The sequence below is a fragment of the Spirosoma lituiforme genome (genome assembly GCF_054776635.1).
Map to the genome: position 1 here is coordinate 1,181,158 of NZ_BAAHBO010000001.1, position 18,728 is coordinate 1,199,885.

19 protein-coding genes are annotated in these 18,728 nt (G+C 50.3%); 10 read left to right on the forward strand and 9 right to left on the reverse strand.

Features of this window, described 5'->3' with window-relative positions:
- Positions 1 to 29: 29 nt before the first annotated feature.
- From ACYU87_RS05025 to ACYU87_RS05035, 3 genes are all read right to left on the reverse strand, one after another.
- Positions 30 to 734: a LytR/AlgR family response regulator transcription factor gene (locus ACYU87_RS05025; protein ID WP_461132924.1), complete on the reverse strand. Its 705-nt coding sequence runs from the start codon at positions 732 to 734 to the stop codon at positions 30 to 32.
- Positions 731 to 1,945, reverse strand: coding sequence for a sensor histidine kinase (locus tag ACYU87_RS05030; RefSeq protein ID WP_461132925.1), 1,215 nt, complete (start codon positions 1,943 to 1,945; stop codon positions 731 to 733). Before ACYU87_RS05030 ends, ACYU87_RS05025 begins: the two co-directional genes overlap by 4 nt.
- 140 nt (positions 1,946 to 2,085) lie before the next feature.
- On the reverse strand, positions 2,086 to 2,208 hold the full coding sequence (locus tag ACYU87_RS05035) for a hypothetical protein (RefSeq protein WP_461132926.1): 123 nt from the start codon (positions 2,206 to 2,208) through the stop codon (positions 2,086 to 2,088).
- A gap of 6 nt (positions 2,209 to 2,214) precedes the next feature.
- Between ACYU87_RS05035 and ACYU87_RS05040 the strand changes: the two genes are divergently transcribed.
- The 3 genes from ACYU87_RS05040 (at position 2,215) to ACYU87_RS05050 (ending at position 4,467) form a co-directional block, all read left to right on the forward strand.
- Positions 2,215 to 3,093, forward strand: coding sequence for a UbiA prenyltransferase family protein (locus ACYU87_RS05040; protein ID WP_461132927.1), 879 nt, complete (start codon positions 2,215 to 2,217; stop codon positions 3,091 to 3,093).
- Between the two features lie 21 nt (positions 3,094 to 3,114).
- The gene (locus tag ACYU87_RS05045) at positions 3,115 to 4,023 is read left to right on the forward strand and encodes an alpha/beta fold hydrolase (RefSeq protein ID WP_461132928.1); all 909 of its coding nucleotides are present in this window, start codon (positions 3,115 to 3,117) and stop codon (positions 4,021 to 4,023) included.
- 123 nt (positions 4,024 to 4,146) lie between these two features.
- Positions 4,147 to 4,467 (forward strand): DMT family transporter, encoded by a 321-nt coding sequence (locus ACYU87_RS05050; RefSeq protein WP_461132929.1) that lies wholly within the window; start codon positions 4,147 to 4,149, stop codon positions 4,465 to 4,467.
- 382 nt (positions 4,468 to 4,849) lie between these two features.
- Here the strand turns inward: ACYU87_RS05050 and ACYU87_RS05055 are convergent, their stop codons facing one another.
- The gene (locus tag ACYU87_RS05055; protein ID WP_461132930.1) at positions 4,850 to 5,269 is read right to left on the reverse strand and encodes a LytR/AlgR family response regulator transcription factor; all 420 of its coding nucleotides are present in this window, start codon (positions 5,267 to 5,269) and stop codon (positions 4,850 to 4,852) included.
- Positions 5,270 to 5,307: 38 nt separating this feature from the next.
- Positions 5,308 to 5,709 (reverse strand): hypothetical protein, encoded by a 402-nt coding sequence (locus ACYU87_RS05060; protein ID WP_461132931.1) that lies wholly within the window; start codon positions 5,707 to 5,709, stop codon positions 5,308 to 5,310.
- A 550-nt stretch (positions 5,710 to 6,259) separates the two neighbouring features.
- On the opposite strand from ACYU87_RS05060, the gene ACYU87_RS05065 reads away from it, so the two are divergent.
- The 3 genes from ACYU87_RS05065 to ACYU87_RS05075 are packed head-to-tail and all read left to right on the forward strand — an operon-like array spanning position 6,260 to position 9,662.
- A complete protein-coding gene (locus tag ACYU87_RS05065) occupies positions 6,260 to 7,360 on the forward strand; it encodes a Nif3-like dinuclear metal center hexameric protein (RefSeq protein WP_461132932.1) in 1,101 nt (366 codons plus the stop codon).
- Positions 7,361 to 7,377: 17 nt separating this feature from the next.
- A complete protein-coding gene (locus tag ACYU87_RS05070) occupies positions 7,378 to 8,133 on the forward strand; it encodes a zinc ribbon domain-containing protein (RefSeq protein WP_461132933.1) in 756 nt (251 codons plus the stop codon).
- 38 nt (positions 8,134 to 8,171) lie between these two features.
- Positions 8,172 to 9,662, forward strand: coding sequence for a tetratricopeptide repeat protein (locus ACYU87_RS05075; protein WP_461132934.1), 1,491 nt, complete (start codon positions 8,172 to 8,174; stop codon positions 9,660 to 9,662).
- 75 nt (positions 9,663 to 9,737) lie between these two features.
- Here ACYU87_RS05075 and ACYU87_RS05080 read toward each other — a convergent pair whose 3' ends face one another.
- Entirely contained in the window at positions 9,738 to 10,457 is a 720-nt protein-coding gene (locus ACYU87_RS05080) for a 3-keto-disaccharide hydrolase (RefSeq protein WP_461132935.1), read from the reverse strand.
- 152 nt (positions 10,458 to 10,609) lie between these two features.
- Between ACYU87_RS05080 and ACYU87_RS05085 the strand changes: the two genes are divergently transcribed.
- The 4 genes from ACYU87_RS05085 to ACYU87_RS05100 are packed head-to-tail and all read left to right on the forward strand — an operon-like array spanning position 10,610 to position 16,721.
- Positions 10,610 to 11,086, forward strand: coding sequence for a MarR family winged helix-turn-helix transcriptional regulator (locus ACYU87_RS05085; RefSeq protein ID WP_461132936.1), 477 nt, complete (start codon positions 10,610 to 10,612; stop codon positions 11,084 to 11,086).
- 56 nt (positions 11,087 to 11,142) lie between these two features.
- Entirely contained in the window at positions 11,143 to 12,498 is a 1,356-nt protein-coding gene (locus tag ACYU87_RS05090) for a TolC family protein (RefSeq protein WP_461132937.1), read from the forward strand.
- 23 nt (positions 12,499 to 12,521) lie between these two features.
- Positions 12,522 to 13,577, forward strand: a complete 1,056-nt coding sequence (locus ACYU87_RS05095) for an efflux RND transporter periplasmic adaptor subunit (protein ID WP_461132938.1) — start codon at positions 12,522 to 12,524, stop codon at positions 13,575 to 13,577.
- 12 nt (positions 13,578 to 13,589) lie between these two features.
- A complete protein-coding gene (locus ACYU87_RS05100) occupies positions 13,590 to 16,721 on the forward strand; it encodes an efflux RND transporter permease subunit (RefSeq protein WP_461132939.1) in 3,132 nt (1,043 codons plus the stop codon).
- A 116-nt stretch (positions 16,722 to 16,837) separates the two neighbouring features.
- Here the strand turns inward: ACYU87_RS05100 and ACYU87_RS05105 are convergent, their stop codons facing one another.
- The 3 genes from ACYU87_RS05105 to ACYU87_RS05115 all read right to left on the reverse strand — a co-directional run bounded on the left by ACYU87_RS05105 (position 16,838) and on the right by ACYU87_RS05115 (position 18,717).
- Positions 16,838 to 18,028 (reverse strand): phosphoglycerate kinase, encoded by a 1,191-nt coding sequence (locus ACYU87_RS05105; protein WP_461132940.1) that lies wholly within the window; start codon positions 18,026 to 18,028, stop codon positions 16,838 to 16,840.
- 84 nt (positions 18,029 to 18,112) lie between these two features.
- Positions 18,113 to 18,505, reverse strand: a complete 393-nt coding sequence (gene vapC / locus ACYU87_RS05110) for a type II toxin-antitoxin system VapC family toxin (RefSeq protein ID WP_461132941.1) — start codon at positions 18,503 to 18,505, stop codon at positions 18,113 to 18,115.
- Positions 18,502 to 18,717, reverse strand: coding sequence for a type II toxin-antitoxin system VapB family antitoxin (locus tag ACYU87_RS05115; protein WP_461132942.1), 216 nt, complete (start codon positions 18,715 to 18,717; stop codon positions 18,502 to 18,504). Before ACYU87_RS05115 ends, vapC begins: the two co-directional genes overlap by 4 nt.
- Between the last annotated feature and the right edge of the window lie 11 nt (positions 18,718 to 18,728).

An 18,728-nucleotide genomic window follows, 5' to 3' on the forward strand; every position in this document is an offset into this window, starting at 1 on the left:
GTAAACGGGCTAAACGCCTATCGGAAGTTTTACCTCATAAACAGACTAAAAAAGTCTTTCTCGTAGCTGCTCCCAATCGGAATTTCTTCCTCTTGCAGGAGTATCATACGACCACGGATCGACTGGATCTTGTCGATGGCAACGATAAACGACCGATGAACGCGAATGAACTTACTGGTGGGCAACTTTTCCAGGATGGCTTTCAGTGTAAGCCGCAAAACGATAGGTGGTCCTTCGTGCAAATGGATTTTCAGGTAGTTATCCAGTCCCTCAATAAAGATAATATCGGCAACGGTTACTTTGACTAGTCCGTAATCGGCCCGGAAAAAGAGGTGCGCCTGTTCGCCCCCCTGACCAGTGTCACCGGGCGTCTGGTGGAGGGTACGCCAACGGGTTTGAGCCCGCTGCACCGCTTTACTGAACCGATCGAAAGTGTAGGGTTTCAAGAGATAATCGACGGCCTCCACCTCATAACTCTCCAGGGCATATTCGCTGTAGGCCGTCGTAAAAATAACGAGGGTTTGCTGGGTGATCGACTTAAAAAAGGCCAGCCCCGACTCTTTAGGCATGTTAATGTCCAGAAAGATCAGATCGACGGGATTCATCTCCAGGTACAGCCGGGCTTCTCCGGTGCGCGTAAAGGTTTTGACCAGCTCTACAGCATTAATGCGGCCGCAGAAGGCCTCAATGACATCCAGAGCAGGGCGTTCGTCGTCGAGTGCAATAGCTTTCATTCGGATACCGTCAGGTGTAGATGAACACAAAAATCAGTCGGGCTGTCGTCAATAGTCAACTGATGGGCATTTGGGTACAGGAGTCGTAATCGCTCCCGAGTATTTTGCAGACCCACGCCCGTCGACGTTTCGAACGAGCTGACGTCGACCTTTTTGTTGGCAACCTTGAGGCTCAGGCTCGTTTCCTCTATGCGCAGGTGAATCTCAATCCGCGATTCTTCTTCCGGGCTCACCCCGTATTTAAATGCATTTTCGATAAACGAGAATAGCAGCAGAGGGGCAATTTCCAGCGATTGCCCCTCGCCTTCCAGCCGGTAGTCGACCAGAACGGCGTCCCGAAGCCGGGCTTTCTGGAGATCAATATAATTGGTAATATAATTGACCTCCTTGGTTAACGCCACTTTGTCCTGGTGCGCATCCCGAATGATGTAACGCATAAACTCCGAGAGCTTGACAATGGTATCGGCCGTATGTTCATCCTGACGGATCGCTAGTGCATAGATACTGTTGAGCGTATTAAACAGAAAATGGGGCTGAATCTGCGCCTTAAGCTGACGAAGCTCGGCCTGTAGCTGATCATTTTCGACCTGATGAAGCCGACTGGCCGTTTGAATGGAAATAGATATGAGCGTGCTGATACTCCCCACCAGGAAAAAGATGGCCAGCTTAACCGGCAGAAGCAGTGTAAACGGGGGCGCATGACCGTCATCGAAGGGCGGCCCCCCGGATGGCTGATGCGATAGACCCTTTTGATGATGTCGATCTGGCCGAGAATCGAGGGACTCGAAAACCGGTCTTCGCTCCTCATACCGGGTCTGAAGCTCCGATTGGGTCGGCGGTCCTTTCAGCATCATTTCTTCCACAAATAGTTGCCTAAACCAAGCCTGTGGCGTATTCTCTTCCGGTAGTTTGAAGAAAAACCATTGCTCGACACGATACGGAAGATAGGCGGCCGTCAATACACAACTGATCGCAACTAGCGCGTATTTCCGGTATTGCTTGGTCAGAAACCAGCGCGGAACCAACACCGTGTGGTTGAAAAACGTGAACAGAACCAGAAGCATGTACGCCAGTCCGTTCTGAACGAGGTGGTCGTGCGGCCGCAGCGGGGACCAGCTTACGCCCGTATAACCAAAATAAACCAGTGGCAGAATTACCAGGGCAATTCCGATCAATACATGGGTGCTATGGGCTCTTAACCAGGTTGCCATCCAATTCATTAGCTAGTCCGTAAAAGTAAGCGAATCGGCTGGGGCGTGGGAATAGTTGTGGCTAATAAGGCGAAAAATGGGGTAAACGAACGGGGCAGCTATTTGACCCATCCTGGCGCTTCTTCCCGGTGTTGCCGTATTTAAACCAGAAAGTAGTAACCGCCGACGTGAACAAACCGGCAAACGAAGAAGTATCCTAGAACAAAGTCAGTTAAACGCTTTTTGCGGATCACGTTGGCATCAACCGGCGTTTTCTTCTTCATCGGTTTATGTATTCAACCCTACGTCGCTGCCTGATAGCCGTTTCCCAGTTCGTTGTTTTTAGCAATAGTTACATTGCTCTTTGTGCCGTGGTCATGTGCCAGACCACGGTACGGTTATTCACACTTCAATTGCCCGGCTCGTTTCTTCCCTTCATCTTTTTCGGCACACTAGGCAGCTATTCCCTACACGTCTACCTCACCGATGTGTCATTGGGCCGAACGGATCGAGAACGCTGGATTGACCGCCATAAGCAACTGCTACTAAGTTTATTTATTGGCTCTGTCCTGGCTGGGGGCTGGTTATTGATCCAGCTAACCGCTTTCTTGACTGACTTGTTACCGGTTGTAGCCCTCACGTTTCTGTATACAGCGCCCAAAATTGACTGGCGTCCTTTCCGCGCACTACGTCGGATTGCTGTTCTGAAAACCACGTACCTGGCCCTGGTCTGGACGTACGTGACCGTGGCGCTACCCATTCTGGTAACGTCCCCCACACGTGCCAACTGGGCACTGGCCGCCACTTGGTTTCTGAACCGGTTTCTGCTCATTTACGGTATTGCCCTCTGCTTCGACTACCGCGACCGTGATGTGGATCGACAATCGAAGTGGCTAACCATTGTATCGATGTTAACAGGCCGACAGGTGCGTTTATTTTTTGGCATCATCGTCTTATGTTTTGGTGTAACCACGGGTACCTTATACGGGTTTGGGTGGGATAGATGGACGTTGCTGTGTGTTTGCCTACCCGTGATTTTGTTAGTGTTTATGGCACGACGGATTACGGCTGGCGCATCTGATTATGGCTATTACGTGTGCCTTGACGGCTTGCTGATGTTGACAGGTATTTTATTAACGTTGGCCCCCGATGGGTTTTCATTACGTTAACGTCCAATTCGTTGCTGGCTGATGCCTTTTCTGGCTGTACAGTCTGTCTGGGCCAAGCCGGAACTTGGTCCGGACAACCAGGCGATCGATACCTACGTATCAATGAATCCAAGCCACATTAACCCAATGGTATACCTGAAACAAACCTTGCTCGCTTTCCTGTCGCTCATAGCGATAAATGCTAAGGCACAGTTACTTGATACAATTAGTAAGGCCAGCCCATACAAACTTCATCTCAGAATTTTACAAGGAAGGAATCCCCCTATACTGTTTGAATCAGGTGGCGGACAGGATGCCTCCCAGTGGGACTCGATTGCGACCATAGTGCATCAGCAGCTCCAGGCCACCGTCATTACGTACGATCGGGCAGGCTTTGGCCAAAGCAGTTTTGATACCGTCAACTACACGATTCTTCAGGAGATCAAAAGCCTGGAAGCTGCTTTGCAGCAATTCGGTTTCGACAATACGAACATGCTGTTGGTGGGGCAGTCATTGGGCGCTTTTTACAACCGGGTCTATGCCGCGCGGCATCCGGCTCAGGTGAAAGGTATGATTCTGCTGGATCCCCGAATACCCTCTTACGCCGATATGCGACTGGCCAAAGCCTATTTTCAGCGTCTTCATCGCAAAGACTATGAAGCCAACTATTTGAGCTTTTACCATCTGCTTGCCAGAATGGAGCGCACCAGTAACTATGTGAGACAGGTCCCCTTGCCGTCTACCATTCCCTTACTGGATATTATGGCCGAGCACGGCCCTTTTGCCGAAGCCAGGGAAAACGAACGATTCAAAGCCGACCAGCGTAACTTGGTTAAGGGTCACCGAAATCGACGATTACTCTTTGCCGAAGGCAGTTCCCACAACATTCCGCACGATAAGCCAGCCCTGGTGATTGAACAGATCGTACACTTTTACAAGAAATACCTCTAACCCGTAGCGTCAGGAACAATGTGCTCCAGGAAATGATTATCCTGAAGTGTATAAATCAGGAGGACGACCTCCCCCACGGCGGGAAATAGATGCGGGACGACCCAATAAAAAAAAGTCAAACCCATGCCCTGGATTTATTTAGTTATTGCCGGTTTATTAGAGGTTGTCTGGTCCTACTCCATGAAGCAGTCCGACGGCTTTACCCGCCTTGTTCCCTCCGTCATTACGGTTGTTGCGATGATGGCCAGTTTCGGATTGCTCGCTTTGGCCATGCGCACGTTACCGTTGGGAACAGCCTACACAATCTGGACCGGCATTGGTGCGGTTGGCGCCTTTAGTATCGGTGTCCTCTTTTTGAATGAGTCATTTACCCTTACTCGCCTGATAGCCGCCTTGCTGATTGTAGGTGGGCTTATATTAATGAAACTCTCTTCGAGTCAGTAATAATGACTGGATCAAGATGATTCCCCTTCTCAAATACCATTTATAATCAAAAAACTGTTTATCAGGCAATTATCCCAAATTGAGTAAAAACTTATACGAAGCATATGGTCATTTCTTTAAACTAGTAAGGGTCATTTGTTTGTATTTAATAAAAAAAGTCAATTCATATGAATCCGATTTGTTCGATGGTTCGTATATAATTATGGATAAAAAGAGGAAGGTTTTCACCGGTCTGCGCTTAGCAGACCGGCTGATTTTTTAGCCTTATCTGCCCGGCAATTCTCATCTCTACCCACTCACCCCATCAAAAAACCCCGGCTATGCCAGGGTGTTTCGGGTCAATAGACAACTACACGTCTTTACTAAGTCGACCCAAAGGTGCCTATCGGGAAATCTCGGCGCCGTAATTCAGTTTTTTTTTGGAGCAGCCTATTTGCTGGTAGACCAGGGGCCACTTCCGACGTGAAATCGGACACCTCACCCCAGTTGTCAACTGCACAAATACCCCATCCAGGTCGTTATCTACCCGCTCAATAAACCGTCGATTGACCAGATACCGGCGGTGTAAACGAACAAACCAGTTTGCTGGTAGCTTGGCCTCAAAAGACTTCAATGTGTACGGAACCAGCAGTCGGCGTCCATCCGCCCATTGTAACCAGGTATAACTTGTTTCACCTTCCAGATAGACCAAATCGGCAATAGGTATCCATTGGGTTCCCGCATTGGCGGTATACACGCGCAGGGGGGGCCAGGAGAGCAAATCAGATGCAATCGCCGGCTCAGGACCAGAGTAAAAAGCCATACAAAAAAGTAGTGGTTACACCATATATAAGGAAATCATTATTTAGACAATCGCATTTTTCGGGTCACATGATGCGTAATCCGCGCTGGCCAGTACCCAGAGGGCACTTCGTTGAACAATGGCGTCAAACGGCGGTAGACGGGCTGCACAACTTCCGTTCGACCATTGTAATCGACATGCGGTAAAAACGAATAGCTCGTCAGTTCAGCGGACTCAATCTCATCCAGGCGAAAGACCTCCCACCTATTAGGCGCTGCATAGCCCGGAACGGTATCCCGGCCATACCCATACAGGCTTAGTTCCTGCGTAACCCGATGCAAACCTACCAGATAAGGCTCCACCGTTCGCCAGGTATCTTTGAGTTTAATCTGAACAACCTGATGACCGGTTATAGCCGCGTTGATGGTTGAAAAGACAGTATCGTTTGGTAAACTATTCATGACTAGATACAGACAAATCGTAATTAAAAAGACGTATCAACTAATCCGACGCACAATTTATATCAATCCTATTAATTTATATAAATATGTTCATTAATTATCTAACTTTTATTTACTACGTGATTAAAATCAACTGTGCAGAAACAGTACAGGCCGTTCCGCAACAGCGGCAACGGCCTGATTACGCCAAAAAGAATGTAGTGTCTAACGTTTTTCAATCCAGAAAGCATACCTGTATACGTAAAAAACAACGGAGTGGATTGTCAGTAATACCGAGTTTTGATCCTTTTTTGTCTCCGGACTACCGGCCAATAGACGTAGTGACCAAAAAAGAATTGTCGTATATACGTGTTGGGTGTCTGCTACGATTGACCGATTAATCAATAAATGGAAAGTATTTTCAATCAGCGGCCGACGCGGCTGCTGGCCCATAACGTGACGTAGGCCAACGATAAAATCGATGACGGCCGCTTAAACCAGCCTATACCGAACCCGGCAGATTCCGTAATTTGCGGGCAATGTTTGTCTCTACTCACTAATCTTGATTCATATGGTTGAAATTCGCCACCTGGCTGCTCATATGGAAGCGCTGGCCCCCCTCGCCTATCAGGAATCGTACGATAATGTTGGCTTGCTGATCGGTGATTCAGCGACCATTATTACGGGGGTACTGGTAACGCTGGATGTTATAGAAGCCGTTGTTGATGAGGCCATTGCCAAAGGATGTAATGTTATCGTTGCTCATCATCCAGTCATTTTTAAAGGACTCAAAAAGCTGAACGGCAAAACATACGTCGAGCGGACGGTTATCAAAGCCATCAAGCACGACATCGCCATTTATGCGGCCCACACCAACCTCGATAACGTAGCGGGGGGCGTTAATTTTAAAATTGCCGAGAAACTGGGCCTGCAAAATGTCAACATACTATCGCCCAAAACCCAGGTTCTGACCAAGCTGGTTACGTTTGTTCCGGTAGCGGCCACCCAAATCGTTCTGGACGCCCTCTACGAAGCGGGAGCCGGGCAGTTGGGCGAATACAAGAATTGTAGCTTTCGCGTTTCCGGAACCGGCACGTTTCAACCTTCCGATCAGGCTCATCCTACGGTTGGGGTAGCGGGCGAATACCACGAAGAGGCCGAAAATCGCCTTGACGTTATTATGCCAACGCACCAGCAGGAACAGGTACTGACGGCTTTACGCCGGGCGCATCCGTACGAAGAAGTAGCCTACTACCTGACCGGCCTCGACAACCAGCATCAGGAAGTAGGCTCGGGAGCGGTAGGTGATTTACCCGAGCCACTGGCGGGACAGGCGTGGCTTTCTTATTTGAAAGAGCACATGAGCCTGAACCTGATCCGGTACACGACCCTCCCCGACCGGCCCGTTAGCCGCATAGCCGTATGCGGTGGCGTGGGAAGTTTCCTGCTACCCGATGCCATACGGGCGAAAGCTGACGTATTCGTCACGGCTGATTATAAATACCACGAATTTTTCGACGCCGAAAACCGCATCAGCATATGCGATATCGGGCACTACGAAAGCGAAGTCTTCACGAAAGACTTAATTTGCGGCCATATAGCAAAAAAATTCACTACTTTTGCGGTAATTTTATCAGTAACGGACACGAATCCGGTTCGTTACTTCATATAGCACTAACTACATTCCGAATGGAACTGACGATTGCGCAAAAATTAGACGCTCTTCTGCAACTGCAATCCCTTGATTCTCAACTGGACGAACTCATAAAAATTCGTGGTGGCCTGCCCGAAGAAGTCCGTGACCTTGAAGACGATATCGCTGGCTTTGAAACCCGGATTGGCAAGTTTCAGAGTGAAATCAAGACCCTGGAAGAAGAAATTGAACGCAATCGCGTGGCCAAAAAAGACGCTGAAAAGTTGATCACCAAATACAAGGATCAGCAGATGAACGTCCGGAACAACCGCGAATTCGATGCCATCTCCAAAGAGGTTGAATTGCAATCGCTCGAAATCGAATTGGTTGAGAAACGGGCCAACGAAGCTCAATTTCGGGTTCGGGGTAAAGAAGAAGAAATCAAAACGACCCAGGCTGCGCTGAACGAACGGAAAGAAGATCTGAAAGCGAAAAAACAGGAACTTGACCAGATCACGTCGGAAAGCCAGGAAGAGGAAAAAGAAATCATTAAACAGCGTGACGACCAGGCGACGACCATCGAGCCCCGCCTGTTGAACTCGTACAAAAAAATTCGCGGCAACGCGCTGAACGGTTTAGCCGTAGTCATGGTAAAGCGGGGTGCTTGTGGCGGCTGCTTTAACGTTGTACCACCCCAACGTCAGGCAGACATCAAGGACAAGAAGAAAATCATCGTCTGCGAGCATTGCGGCCGGATTTTCGCCGACGTAGAAGGAGTTCCCGAACCAGCGCCAACGGGCCGTGGCCGGTAGTGAACCAACCGCATTGGGCTAACCCTCCGTGTATCCGTATGAAACATTTTTTTGCAACTGCACCGGGTTTTTACCCGGTGTTTTTGTTTCTGCTCATGCCGATGTTGACAGACGCCCAGGACTTTACCTGGACACCCGGCTTGCAACGGGCGTATGCTGATCTGCAAAAACTCGACAATCAGTCGGCTCAGGCGACGGTAGCGCAGGAGTCGGCCAGTAACGGCGTCCGCATTTTCGTCGATGATTACGCTGACATGCTCAAACTCGTCACTTCCGATGATGACCAGTTGTTTTCAGCCATCAGTGATCGGGAAGACGACCGGCTCGATGCGCTGAAGCAACTGGACGCTACATCGCCCTGGCAGCGCGTACTACTCGCTGAAGTTCGACTTCACTGGGCGTTCGTTAAGTTAAAGTTCGGAAAGGAAATGAGTGCCAGTTGGGATGTTATCCGGGCGTACAAACTCCTGGCCGAAAACCAGAAGCGATTCCCCGCGTTTCTACCCACCTATAAATCGTTGGGAACATTGCACATCATGATTGGTTCCGTACCCGATAGTTACGCCTGGGTTGCCAGCCTGCTTGGGCTGCACGGCAATGTTCGGCAGGGGCAGCAGGAATTAGTGCGGGCACAGCAAGACGCAACGTTCGGCCTCGAAGCCCGGCTAATTGATCTGATGGTGCGTGCTTACGTCCTGAAGTTTAGTGCTACCGACGGGCAAACGTTGACGCAATTGGTAAGCGACCATCCGGATAATCTGCTGCTTCATTTTTTCGGAGCAACCATTGAGCAGAAAAACGGTCACAGTGAACGAGCGCTGGCTTATCTGTCTACCCGGCCAATGGGCAAAAAATACCTGTCTCTCCCGGTTGTTGATAATATTCTGGGTGATATTTACCTTCAGAAAGGCCAGTACGCTACGGCAACCGCACATTTTCAACAGTTTTTGTCAACGTACAAAGGCCGTAACCTCCTGAAAGACTCGTATTACAAACTGTTTCTCTGCCACTGGCTAGCCGACAAGGGAGACGCAACCGGACTTCCCTATCTGAAAAAAGTGACGACCGTTGGCCGGACAACGGTTGAGTCAGACAAGGCTGCCCAAAAGTTTGCCGACGCCTATCTGCAAAAAGGGGCTTCATCAAATCAGAAAGTGCTGATGCGCGCCCGACTCGCTTCGGATGGTGGCTTTACGGATAGCGCACTGGCCTATTTACGCCCTTACAACGAAGCAGCCTTTCCCCTAACGGTTGAGAAAGCCGAGTACACCTACCGAATGGGGCGGATTTTTCAACGCCGAAACGATACGGATGTTGCCATTCCTTATTTAAGTCGGTCACTAGTCCTGAGCGAACCGGATCAGCTTTCATTCGGTGCTACATCGGCCCTGCAACTCGGCTATATCTACCAGCAAAAAAATGACCGCCCCCGCGCGCGGTCGTTTTTCCAGAAGGCGCTCAATTTCAAACGCCACGAGTACAAAAACAGCATAGACAACAAAGCAAGAGCCGCCCTGAGCCAATTGTAAATTAGCCGATCAAACAACGCGAGCCTGTGCGGCCCAGCCTGTGCGGCCCAACCTGCTTAAGCCGTCCTAACACAACTATTTCCGGACGAGCGGCTTTACGGACACTTCTTTGAAGTACACAACGTCATCTTTGCCGTGGTTTTGCAGACCGATATAGCCCGTATCGGGGCGTAAGCCATGGTAAGGCTCGAAGTCAAACTTACGGGGCGGCACAGGATCACCTTCCCGGTAGTCGGTCACTTTCACGCCATTTACGGAAACGATGGTCCGTGGGCCATCCAGCGTAATGTCCATTGTATTCCATTGAGGACCAGGCTTGCCGGGCTTGGCCAGCGGTTTGGTCAGCGAGTACAGCGTTCCTGTAACGTGATACTCGTCTTCATTGGATGTTTCGGGGTGATTGTCGATCTGCACTTCGTAGCCGTAATGAACCGGCATCCATTCTTCGCGGGGTTCGAGTGGTATGCGTATGTACACCCCCGAATTACTATTCTCTTTTTGCATCCGGTACACCACCCGAAGTGTACAGTTACTGAGCTTTTCCTTCGACCAGTACAGGAGTCCCATGCCGCCACTTCCCCGAATCATGCCCTTTTCGACCAGCATTTTCCCTTTCCCCACATGCTTCCACCCATCCAGATTGTTGCCATTAAACAGGGGCTTCCACCCATCAGTCTGACTCGTTTTGAGCTGAATGGCTACCGGCCTGTCGCCCGAATTAACCGGAATTGATTCTTCAGTAAACGCAAGCGTGGCAAGAAGGCCAAGGCTGATCAATATATTTCTGGTGATCATAAAGTAGTGAACGTGAGGTAATGGCTTAAAGTAACACATTAATGCGACGTTCTGCAAAAGGAGCCCTTTCGGTTAAGTCATAGATAGTTGAAAAATGAGAAACCTTTTTTAGTACAAACTAGTTGATATAACAACGTAGTTGAAAAACCGCAATGACAGTAGTAAAAGAACAAGAGCTTCAGGCCAGGTTTGCTGAGCGAATGGGGACACAAGCCATTTTTATGGTTAGTCATGTGAGTCATTTACTGGCGCGCAAAGCGAACCGTGAGCTGGCCCGCCTGGGTTTTACCTTACAGATCGAGCAGTTTCCGATTTTGTTTATTGCTTATTTTTCCAACGACGATTTGCTGTCTCAGCAGGATATAGCTAATTTTCTGCAAAAGGATAAGTCAGGCATACAACGCTCAATCCGCACATTGGAGCGGGACGGCTACCTTCGGATAGTGCCCGACAGCGACGACCGACGGAAGAATTTGATACGGCTGACCCCCGCCGGAAAAATGATTATTGAGCAGGCTCTCAAGACAACGGAAGCCATGGATCATGAAGTAATGAGTCAGTTAACCGCCGACGAACGCGAAACATTTGCACGGATAACCCTGAAGATTGCCAGTTTATTAGAAAAGTAATTTTTTTTATTTTATTAGTTGATATATCTACAGTAGACACCTCAACGATTGTATTTATGAAACGATTAATTGCACTTGGCTTAGTTTTTTCGCTGGCATGGCCCTCTATGGGATGGGCTCAGGCTCAATCTCAGGTGCCAGCCCCGGTAAGCTTCCGCCTGAAAGACTGTCTCGACTACGGTCTTAAAAATTTTGGCAGCATCCGCATTGCCCAAAACCAGATAGAAACTGCCAACCAGCAGGCGCGTCAGGCACTGGGTCAGTATTTACCGCAGGTAAACGTAACGGGAACATCGGTCAACAACATCAAACTCCAGCAAAGCGTTATTCCGGCCGGGGTATTCGGTCCTGAACCACAAGTCTTTATTATTGGTCAGAAATTTCAGACCAACGTAACTGCCCAGGCGACTCAAACCATCTTCGACCGGTCTTTACTGCTCGGGATTAAGGCCAACAAACCGAACCAGCAACTGGCCGCCCTGAATACGCGCCAGACACAGGAAGACGTCATTTATAACATTACCAGCAATTACTACCAGGTCTTCGTATCCCAGCAACAGATTGGGTTGCTGCGCGACAATCTCGAACGGACACAGCAGGTACTTAACATTCTGAAACTACAGCGCGACAATGGCGTTATTCAGCCCGTCGACTATACACGTACCGAAGTGAGCTACAACAGCACCCAGTCGCAGTTGACGCTGGCCGAGAATGACCAGAATCTGGCGATGAACCGGCTGAAGTACCAGATGGGAATGCCGCAGGAGCAGACGCTGGTTTTGTCGGATCCGACCCTGCTAACGCAATTACCCTCGCTGGAACAGGGTGAGTTTTCGGCGGCTAATCTGGTGTCTTTTCAGCAGGCAGAAACGAATATTCAATTGCAGGAATTGCAGCTGCAACGCATACGGGCGGGGTATCTGCCCACGCTGGGCCTGACCGCCAACTACGGCACGGTAAACCTGGGAGCGCAGACCATCGACAAACTGTTCACCAACTTCGTGGGCTTCGGCAGTTTTGGCCTGCGACTCAGCGTTCCCATCTTCGATGGATTTCAGCGCGATGCCCAGATCAAACAGCAACGGTTGACGCTGCTCACCCAGCAGGAACAGCAGAAATTGAACGTGTCTGCTTATCGGCTTCAGTTCAACAATGCCCAGTCGCAGATTCAGCGGGCGCAGACCAGCGTGCAGAACGATGATCGAAACGTGAAGCTGGCGCAGGAGGTATACAACATCACGACCCTGCAATACAAACAGGGAACCAAGCTGTTATCGGACGTGATCAACGCGGACAACTCGTATCGGGAAGCCCGAACCAATTACATCAACTCCCTCATTAACCTGTACCAGGCGCGGCTGGATCTCGAACAGTCGCAGGGTAAACTGCTTACTTTTTATAACCAACTCTGATCAATACAATCGACTAATAGATCATGAAAAAGACAACGCTACTCGTCGTCGCAGCCTTGCTAGCCATTACCGGTTTGATTGGCTTCCGCCTGTCGTCAAACAAGGAAAAAATCGATGAGCAAAAGAAACCCGTCGTTCAAACCAACGTGTCTATTCCGGTAACCATTTCGTCTGTAACCGAAGGCACTGTTAGTCAGCAACTCGTCAAGACGGGAAACCTGATTCCGTATAAAGAGGCCGACATTATTGCCACGACGGCGGGCAAGGTAACGAAAGTCAATTTTGACCTGGGTTCTTCCATCAGGCAGGGGTCTACGCTGGTGGAGCTGGACAACCGGCTCAAGGAGTTATCGCTCCAAGCCACGCAGCTTTCCATTGATCGGCTGAAGAAAGATGTAACGCGGTACAACACCCTGCTGGCCGGTAATGCCACCACGGAAATTCAGGTAAACGAAACAAAGTATAACTACGAGAACGCGGTCAACCAGGCCGAGCAGATCAAGAAGCAAATAGCGGATGCCAACGTGAAAGCACCGATTGGCGGACGAATTGTTCAGAAGGCCATTGAGCCCGGCGAGTACATTACGGTTGGTAAAGTGCTGGGTCGGGTGCTGGATGTTAATCGACTGAAAGTGCAGGTGCCCGTAAACGAAAGCGACGTCTACCAGTTACGCGAGGGCCAGACGGTTAAGGTACTGGCGGATGTATTTCCGGGCCGGACGTTCAACGGACGGGTAACTTACATTGCGCCCCAGGGCAGCGATGAGCACAACTATCCGGTTGAAATCACCATCGACAATGCCAACGGGTTGAAAGCGGGAACGTTCGTAAACGTCGATTTCTCGCAAAAGTCCAGCCAACGAGCCCTCCAGATTCCGCGTTCGGCGCTGGTCGAAAGCATCAAAAATCCCTATGTTTTTGTCGTGAATAATAATGTAGCGACCCGCCGTACGATCGCGATAGGCCGGGACTTTGGCGATTCGATTGAAGTACTTAGCGGCCTGAAAACTGGCGATCAGGTGGTCACCACGGGTCAGTTGAACCTGAGCGACGGAAAGCCGGTAAAAATCACAAACTAATTAACCGAAACCATGTCTATATCTGAAATAGCGGTTAAGCGGCCATTGCTGATCACCACCATTTTTACGGTCCTGATTTTGTTCGGGGCGCTTAGTTATCAGCAACTATCCTATAACCTGTTGCCCAAATTTGAGGCCAACGTCATCAGCGTGGTGACGACCTACCGGGGTGCTTCGGCCGATGAGGTTGAAACAAACGTGACCAAGCGTATTGAAGAAGCCCTCTCGTCGCTGGAAGGACTTGACCGCATGACCTCAACCTCGCAGGAGGGTGCATCCAGCGTGGTTATCCAGTTGAAAAACGGGGTGAATACTACTCTGGCGCAGCAGGACGCCCAACGTAAAATTGAGCAGATCATTAACCTGCTGCCCGACCAGGCCGACCGCCCTATTCTGAATAAATTCTCGACCGACGAAATTCCGGTGCTGCGGATGGGCGTAACCGCCAATATGTCGCCAACGGCTCTGTATGACCTGATCGATAATGACATCAAACCTCAGTTATCGAACGTGTCCGGCGTTGGGCAGGTGAACATCATCGGCGGGAACGAGCGGGAAATTCAGGTAAACGTTAACACCGAAAAACTACGGGGGTATGGCATCTCGATCGGTCAGGTATCGCAGGCCATCAACGCGGCCAACGCCAGTTATCCGGCTGGTCAGCTGGAGACGCGGCAGGCACAATATTCGATTCGGTTCGATGCTTCCGTTCAAACCGTGAAGCGGTTGCGGGACCTGATCGTAGCCCGTCGGACGGACGGTAGCCAGGTATTATTGAAAGACGTAGCCGAAGTAGTCGATGCGTCGACCAAACCAACGGCCATCAACCACATCAACGCGCAGCCGTCCATTGGTTTACAGATTCAGAAACAATCCGATGCCAATGCGGTATCGGTTAGCCAGGGCGCTCAGGTTAAGATCAAACAGCTGGAGAAACAGTACAGCAAAATTGGACTAAAATTCAACATCGCTTCCGACCAGTCGATTTACACGCTGGCTTCGGCCCACGCGGTGGTCGAAGATATGGGGCTGGCCGTTTTGATTGTATCGCTGGTGATGCTGTTGTTTTTACACAGTTTCCGGTCGGCGCTGTTTGTACTGGTTGCCTTACCATCGTCCATGATTCCAACCTTTGCCCTGATGTATCTGATGGGTTTCTCGTTGAATCTGATGACGCTGATGGCCCTGTCTCTCGTCGTGGGTATTCTGGTCGATGACTCGATTGTGGTCCTGGAAAACATCAACCGACACCTGGAAATGGGGAAAGACAAGCGGCAGGCGGCCCTGGACGGACGGAGCGAAATCGGGTTTACAGCACTGGCTATTACCCTGGTCGACGTGGTGGTGTTCGTGCCACTGGCCATGACAGGCGGGTTAATCGGGAACATTCTGCGTGAGTTTGCACTGGTCGTCGTTTTCTCGACCCTGATGAGCTTACTAGTCTCCTTCACGCTGACTCCCCTACTGGCTTCGCGTTTTGGCAAGATCGAAGTACTGAACCCCAAATCATTGTGGGGTAGCCTGAACCTTGGGTTTGAGCGTTTTCTGGATCGGCTGACGAATGCCTACGGCCGGATTCTGGTCTGGGTACTGGGTCACAAACGCTATATTTTCCTCGGCGTCATTGCCCTGCTGGTGGGTTCCATTGCTCTGGTACCGGCTGGTTTCATTGGGGGGGCCTTTATGCCGCAAAGTGATCAGGGCGAGATGAGCATTCAGGTCGAGTTAGCGCCAACCGCGTCTATTTACCAGACCAATACCACAGCGCAACGGGCGGAGCAAATCATCATGAAGCACCCCGAAGTGACAAACGTATTCACGAACGTCGGGTACAGCAGTAATGGCCTGGCCACCTCCTCCAACAGTAACCTGGCCGATATTAACGTCAAGCTGATCGATAAGAAAGAACGGAAGCTATCGACGGAAGCGTTCGGGCAGCTATTGAAACAGGAAGTCGGACAAATTCCAGGTGTGAAAGTAACGGTTACGCCAGTCGGCATTGTCGGGGCTTCACAAGCGCCTATCATGATTGCGGTAAAAGGCACAAAGCTTGCCGATATTCGGAAAGCAGCGGCCATCGTCAAACAAGTAACCGAGTCGGTGCCCGGCACGCAGGATGTTAAGTATTCGGTGAAGGATCCCAAGCCCGAAGTAACCGTAAACCTGAACCGGGAGCGCATGGCGCAACTGGGTATCAGCGCATCGGATGTAGGGATTGCCCTGCAGAACGCCTTCCGGGGTAATGACCAGTCGAAATTCAAGCAAAACGGGAATGAATACGATATTCTGGTGAGCCTGGATCAGTTCGACCGTACACAGCCTCAGGACGTTGGCCGTCTAACCTTCGTAAACAACCAGGGTAAAACGTTCGAACTTTCTCAGTTTGCTACTGTACAGGAGCAGGTTGGCGAAAGCGTACTGGAACGGATTGACCGGCTCTCGTCGATTACGATCAACGCGCAGGTGGTAGGTCGCCCCGTGGGGACGGTGGGTACGGATATCCAGACTAAAATGGCCCAGCAGAAACTACCGGAAGGGGTCAATATCCAGTACCTCGGTCAGTTGCAACAACAGTCCGATGCGTTTGGTAGCCTGGGCCTGGCGCTGATGATCGCTATTTTGCTGGTGTATTTCATCATGGTAGCCCTTTACGAAAGCGTGGTCTATCCGTTCGTGGTCCTGTTCTCCATTCCGGTGGCCCTGGTTGGTGCCCTGCTGGCCCTGGCCCTGACAATGGAAAGCTTAACGGTATTCTCGATCGTGGGCATGATCATGCTGCTCGGTCTGGTCGCCAAGAACGCCATTCTGATTGTGGACTTTACCAACCAGCTTAAAGCAGAAGGGCACGACGTGGTTGATGCGCTGATCGAAGCGGGTAAAGAGCGCCTGCGGCCTATTCTGATGACCACGCTAGCCATGATTCTGGGGATGCTGCCAATCGCGTTGGCGAGTGGCGCCGGTGCCGAAACCAAGAATGGTATGGCCTGGGTTATCATCGGTGGTCTGACATCATCGCTGCTGCTAACGCTGCTAGTCGTACCATCGACCTACCTGGTGGTTGACCGGATCATTGCCCGGTTCACGAAAAAGAAAGTCGTTCCGAAAAAACCACAGGAGCTGGAAGTGGCTAAAGCAATGGACTAAACAAACATACAAACGGCCAGCGGCTGTCTGAGTCAAAGACTGATCCAATCAGAATCTTTAACCCAGACAGCCGCTGGCCGTTTGTACTATATCGTTGCGACAGCGCTGGGCTTCATTCAGGCTTCCAGTGCGGCAACACCGGGCAGGGTTTTCCCTTCCATGTATTCCAGCAAGGCCCCGCCACCAGTCGACACGTAACTTACGCGGTCGCCATAACCGGCCTGGTTGATGGCCGAAGCCGAATCACCCCCGCCGATCAGTGAGAATGCCCCGTTTTCTTCCGTTGCTTTTACTACGGCTTCGGCAATGGCGTTGGTACCATGCGCGAAGTTCTCAAATTCGAATACACCCATTGGCCCGTTCCAAAGAATCGTCTTCGATTTCAGGACGATTTCTTTAAAGTCTTCGATGGTTTCAGGACCAATATCAAGGCCTTCCCAACCATCAGGAATCTCACCAGTTGCCACAACCTGCCGGTTCGCGTCGTTGGAGAAATCGTCGGCGCAAAGGTTATCGACAGGCATGTAAATGTTCACACCTTTTGCCTTGGCTTTTTCGAGCAGTTCCAGGGCAAGACCCTGTTTATCCGCTTCCAGCAGCGATTTGCCGATATTACCACCCTGCGCTTTGGTAAACGTATAAGTCATACCACCGCCAATAATCAGGTTATCGACTTTATCGAGCAGTTTTTCAATAATCAGGATTTTATCGGAGATCTTAGCCCCGCCCATGATAGCCGTGAATGGCCGCTCTGCTTCTTCCAGAATCTTCTTGGCATTAACCAGTTCAGCTTCCATCACATATCCTGCGACACGATCCTGTAGGAACTGACCCATTACAGCCGTCGATGCGTGGGCGCGGTGTGCCGTTCCGAATGCGTCGTTGACCCAAACATCGCCGAGCTTCGCCAGTTTTTCGGCAAACGCTTCGTCGCCTTTTTCCTCTTCCTTGTAGAAACGCAGGTTTTCGAGCAGCAGAATTTCGCCCGGTTGCAGGCTGGCGGCCAGATCCGTAGCCGACTGGCCAATGCAATCGTCAGCAAATTTCACCTCACGGCCAAAGGCTTCGGTAAGGGCAGGCAACAAGTGCTTAAGGGAATATTTCTCTTCAGGACCTCCTTTCGGCCGACCAAGGTGCGACATCAAAATAGCCGAACCACCGTCGTTCACGATTTTCAGAACGGTTGGAATCGTTGCCTTAATGCGCGTATCGTCCGTGATGTTAAACGCTTTGTCGAGCGGCACGTTGAAGTCGACCCGAACGAGGGCTTTCTTACCAGCAAAATTGTAGGAATCTAAAGTTTTCATGCGACTGCGTATGGTCGTTTGTTTTCAAAGCCAAACTTAGCAGTTTTTAGGCAGACGCAAGCGGGAAGTTTAGCGTAACGGTTATTAAACGACTACCCGAAGGGGCGTATGGCGGGCAATCTGGTCGAAGTCGACGTCGTTGTGAAGAATTGGCATATCGTAGAAGATGGCATAATGGGCAATCAGACAGTCGTTTTGCTTACGAATCGTAACTCCCTTTTTACGCAATGATCGATACAGATCAGCTGCCCCAATAGCCGCTTCAACGGGGTCGAGTTTTAACAGCGATTGGGCCAGCATGCCTTCTTTCACAATGGCATATCGATCGTCCGTTCGGACCCCTTGCAGAACCTCCTGTATGATTGTCGGCGTCACATAGATTCGCCGATCAGCCACGGTATACGCTATTACTAATTCTGTTTGTTTGCTGCGAACTTCCCGAAAAGCATCTACCCAAACCGACGTATCAACAATCATTGATCCCAATCGTTAGGCGTCGAATCGGTGCGCATCTGGTTTAAATCACCATCCCATTCAACTTTACCAAACAAAGAAAGCAACCGCTGACGAGCCTGCCGATCAATATATTCCTGGAGAGCCAATTCAACGACAGCCTTTTTAGTCTTCAAATGACTTATTTCCAGGGCTCTCTGAATCAACTTGTCGTTTATATCAATGTTCGTTCGCATAGATTTACGTT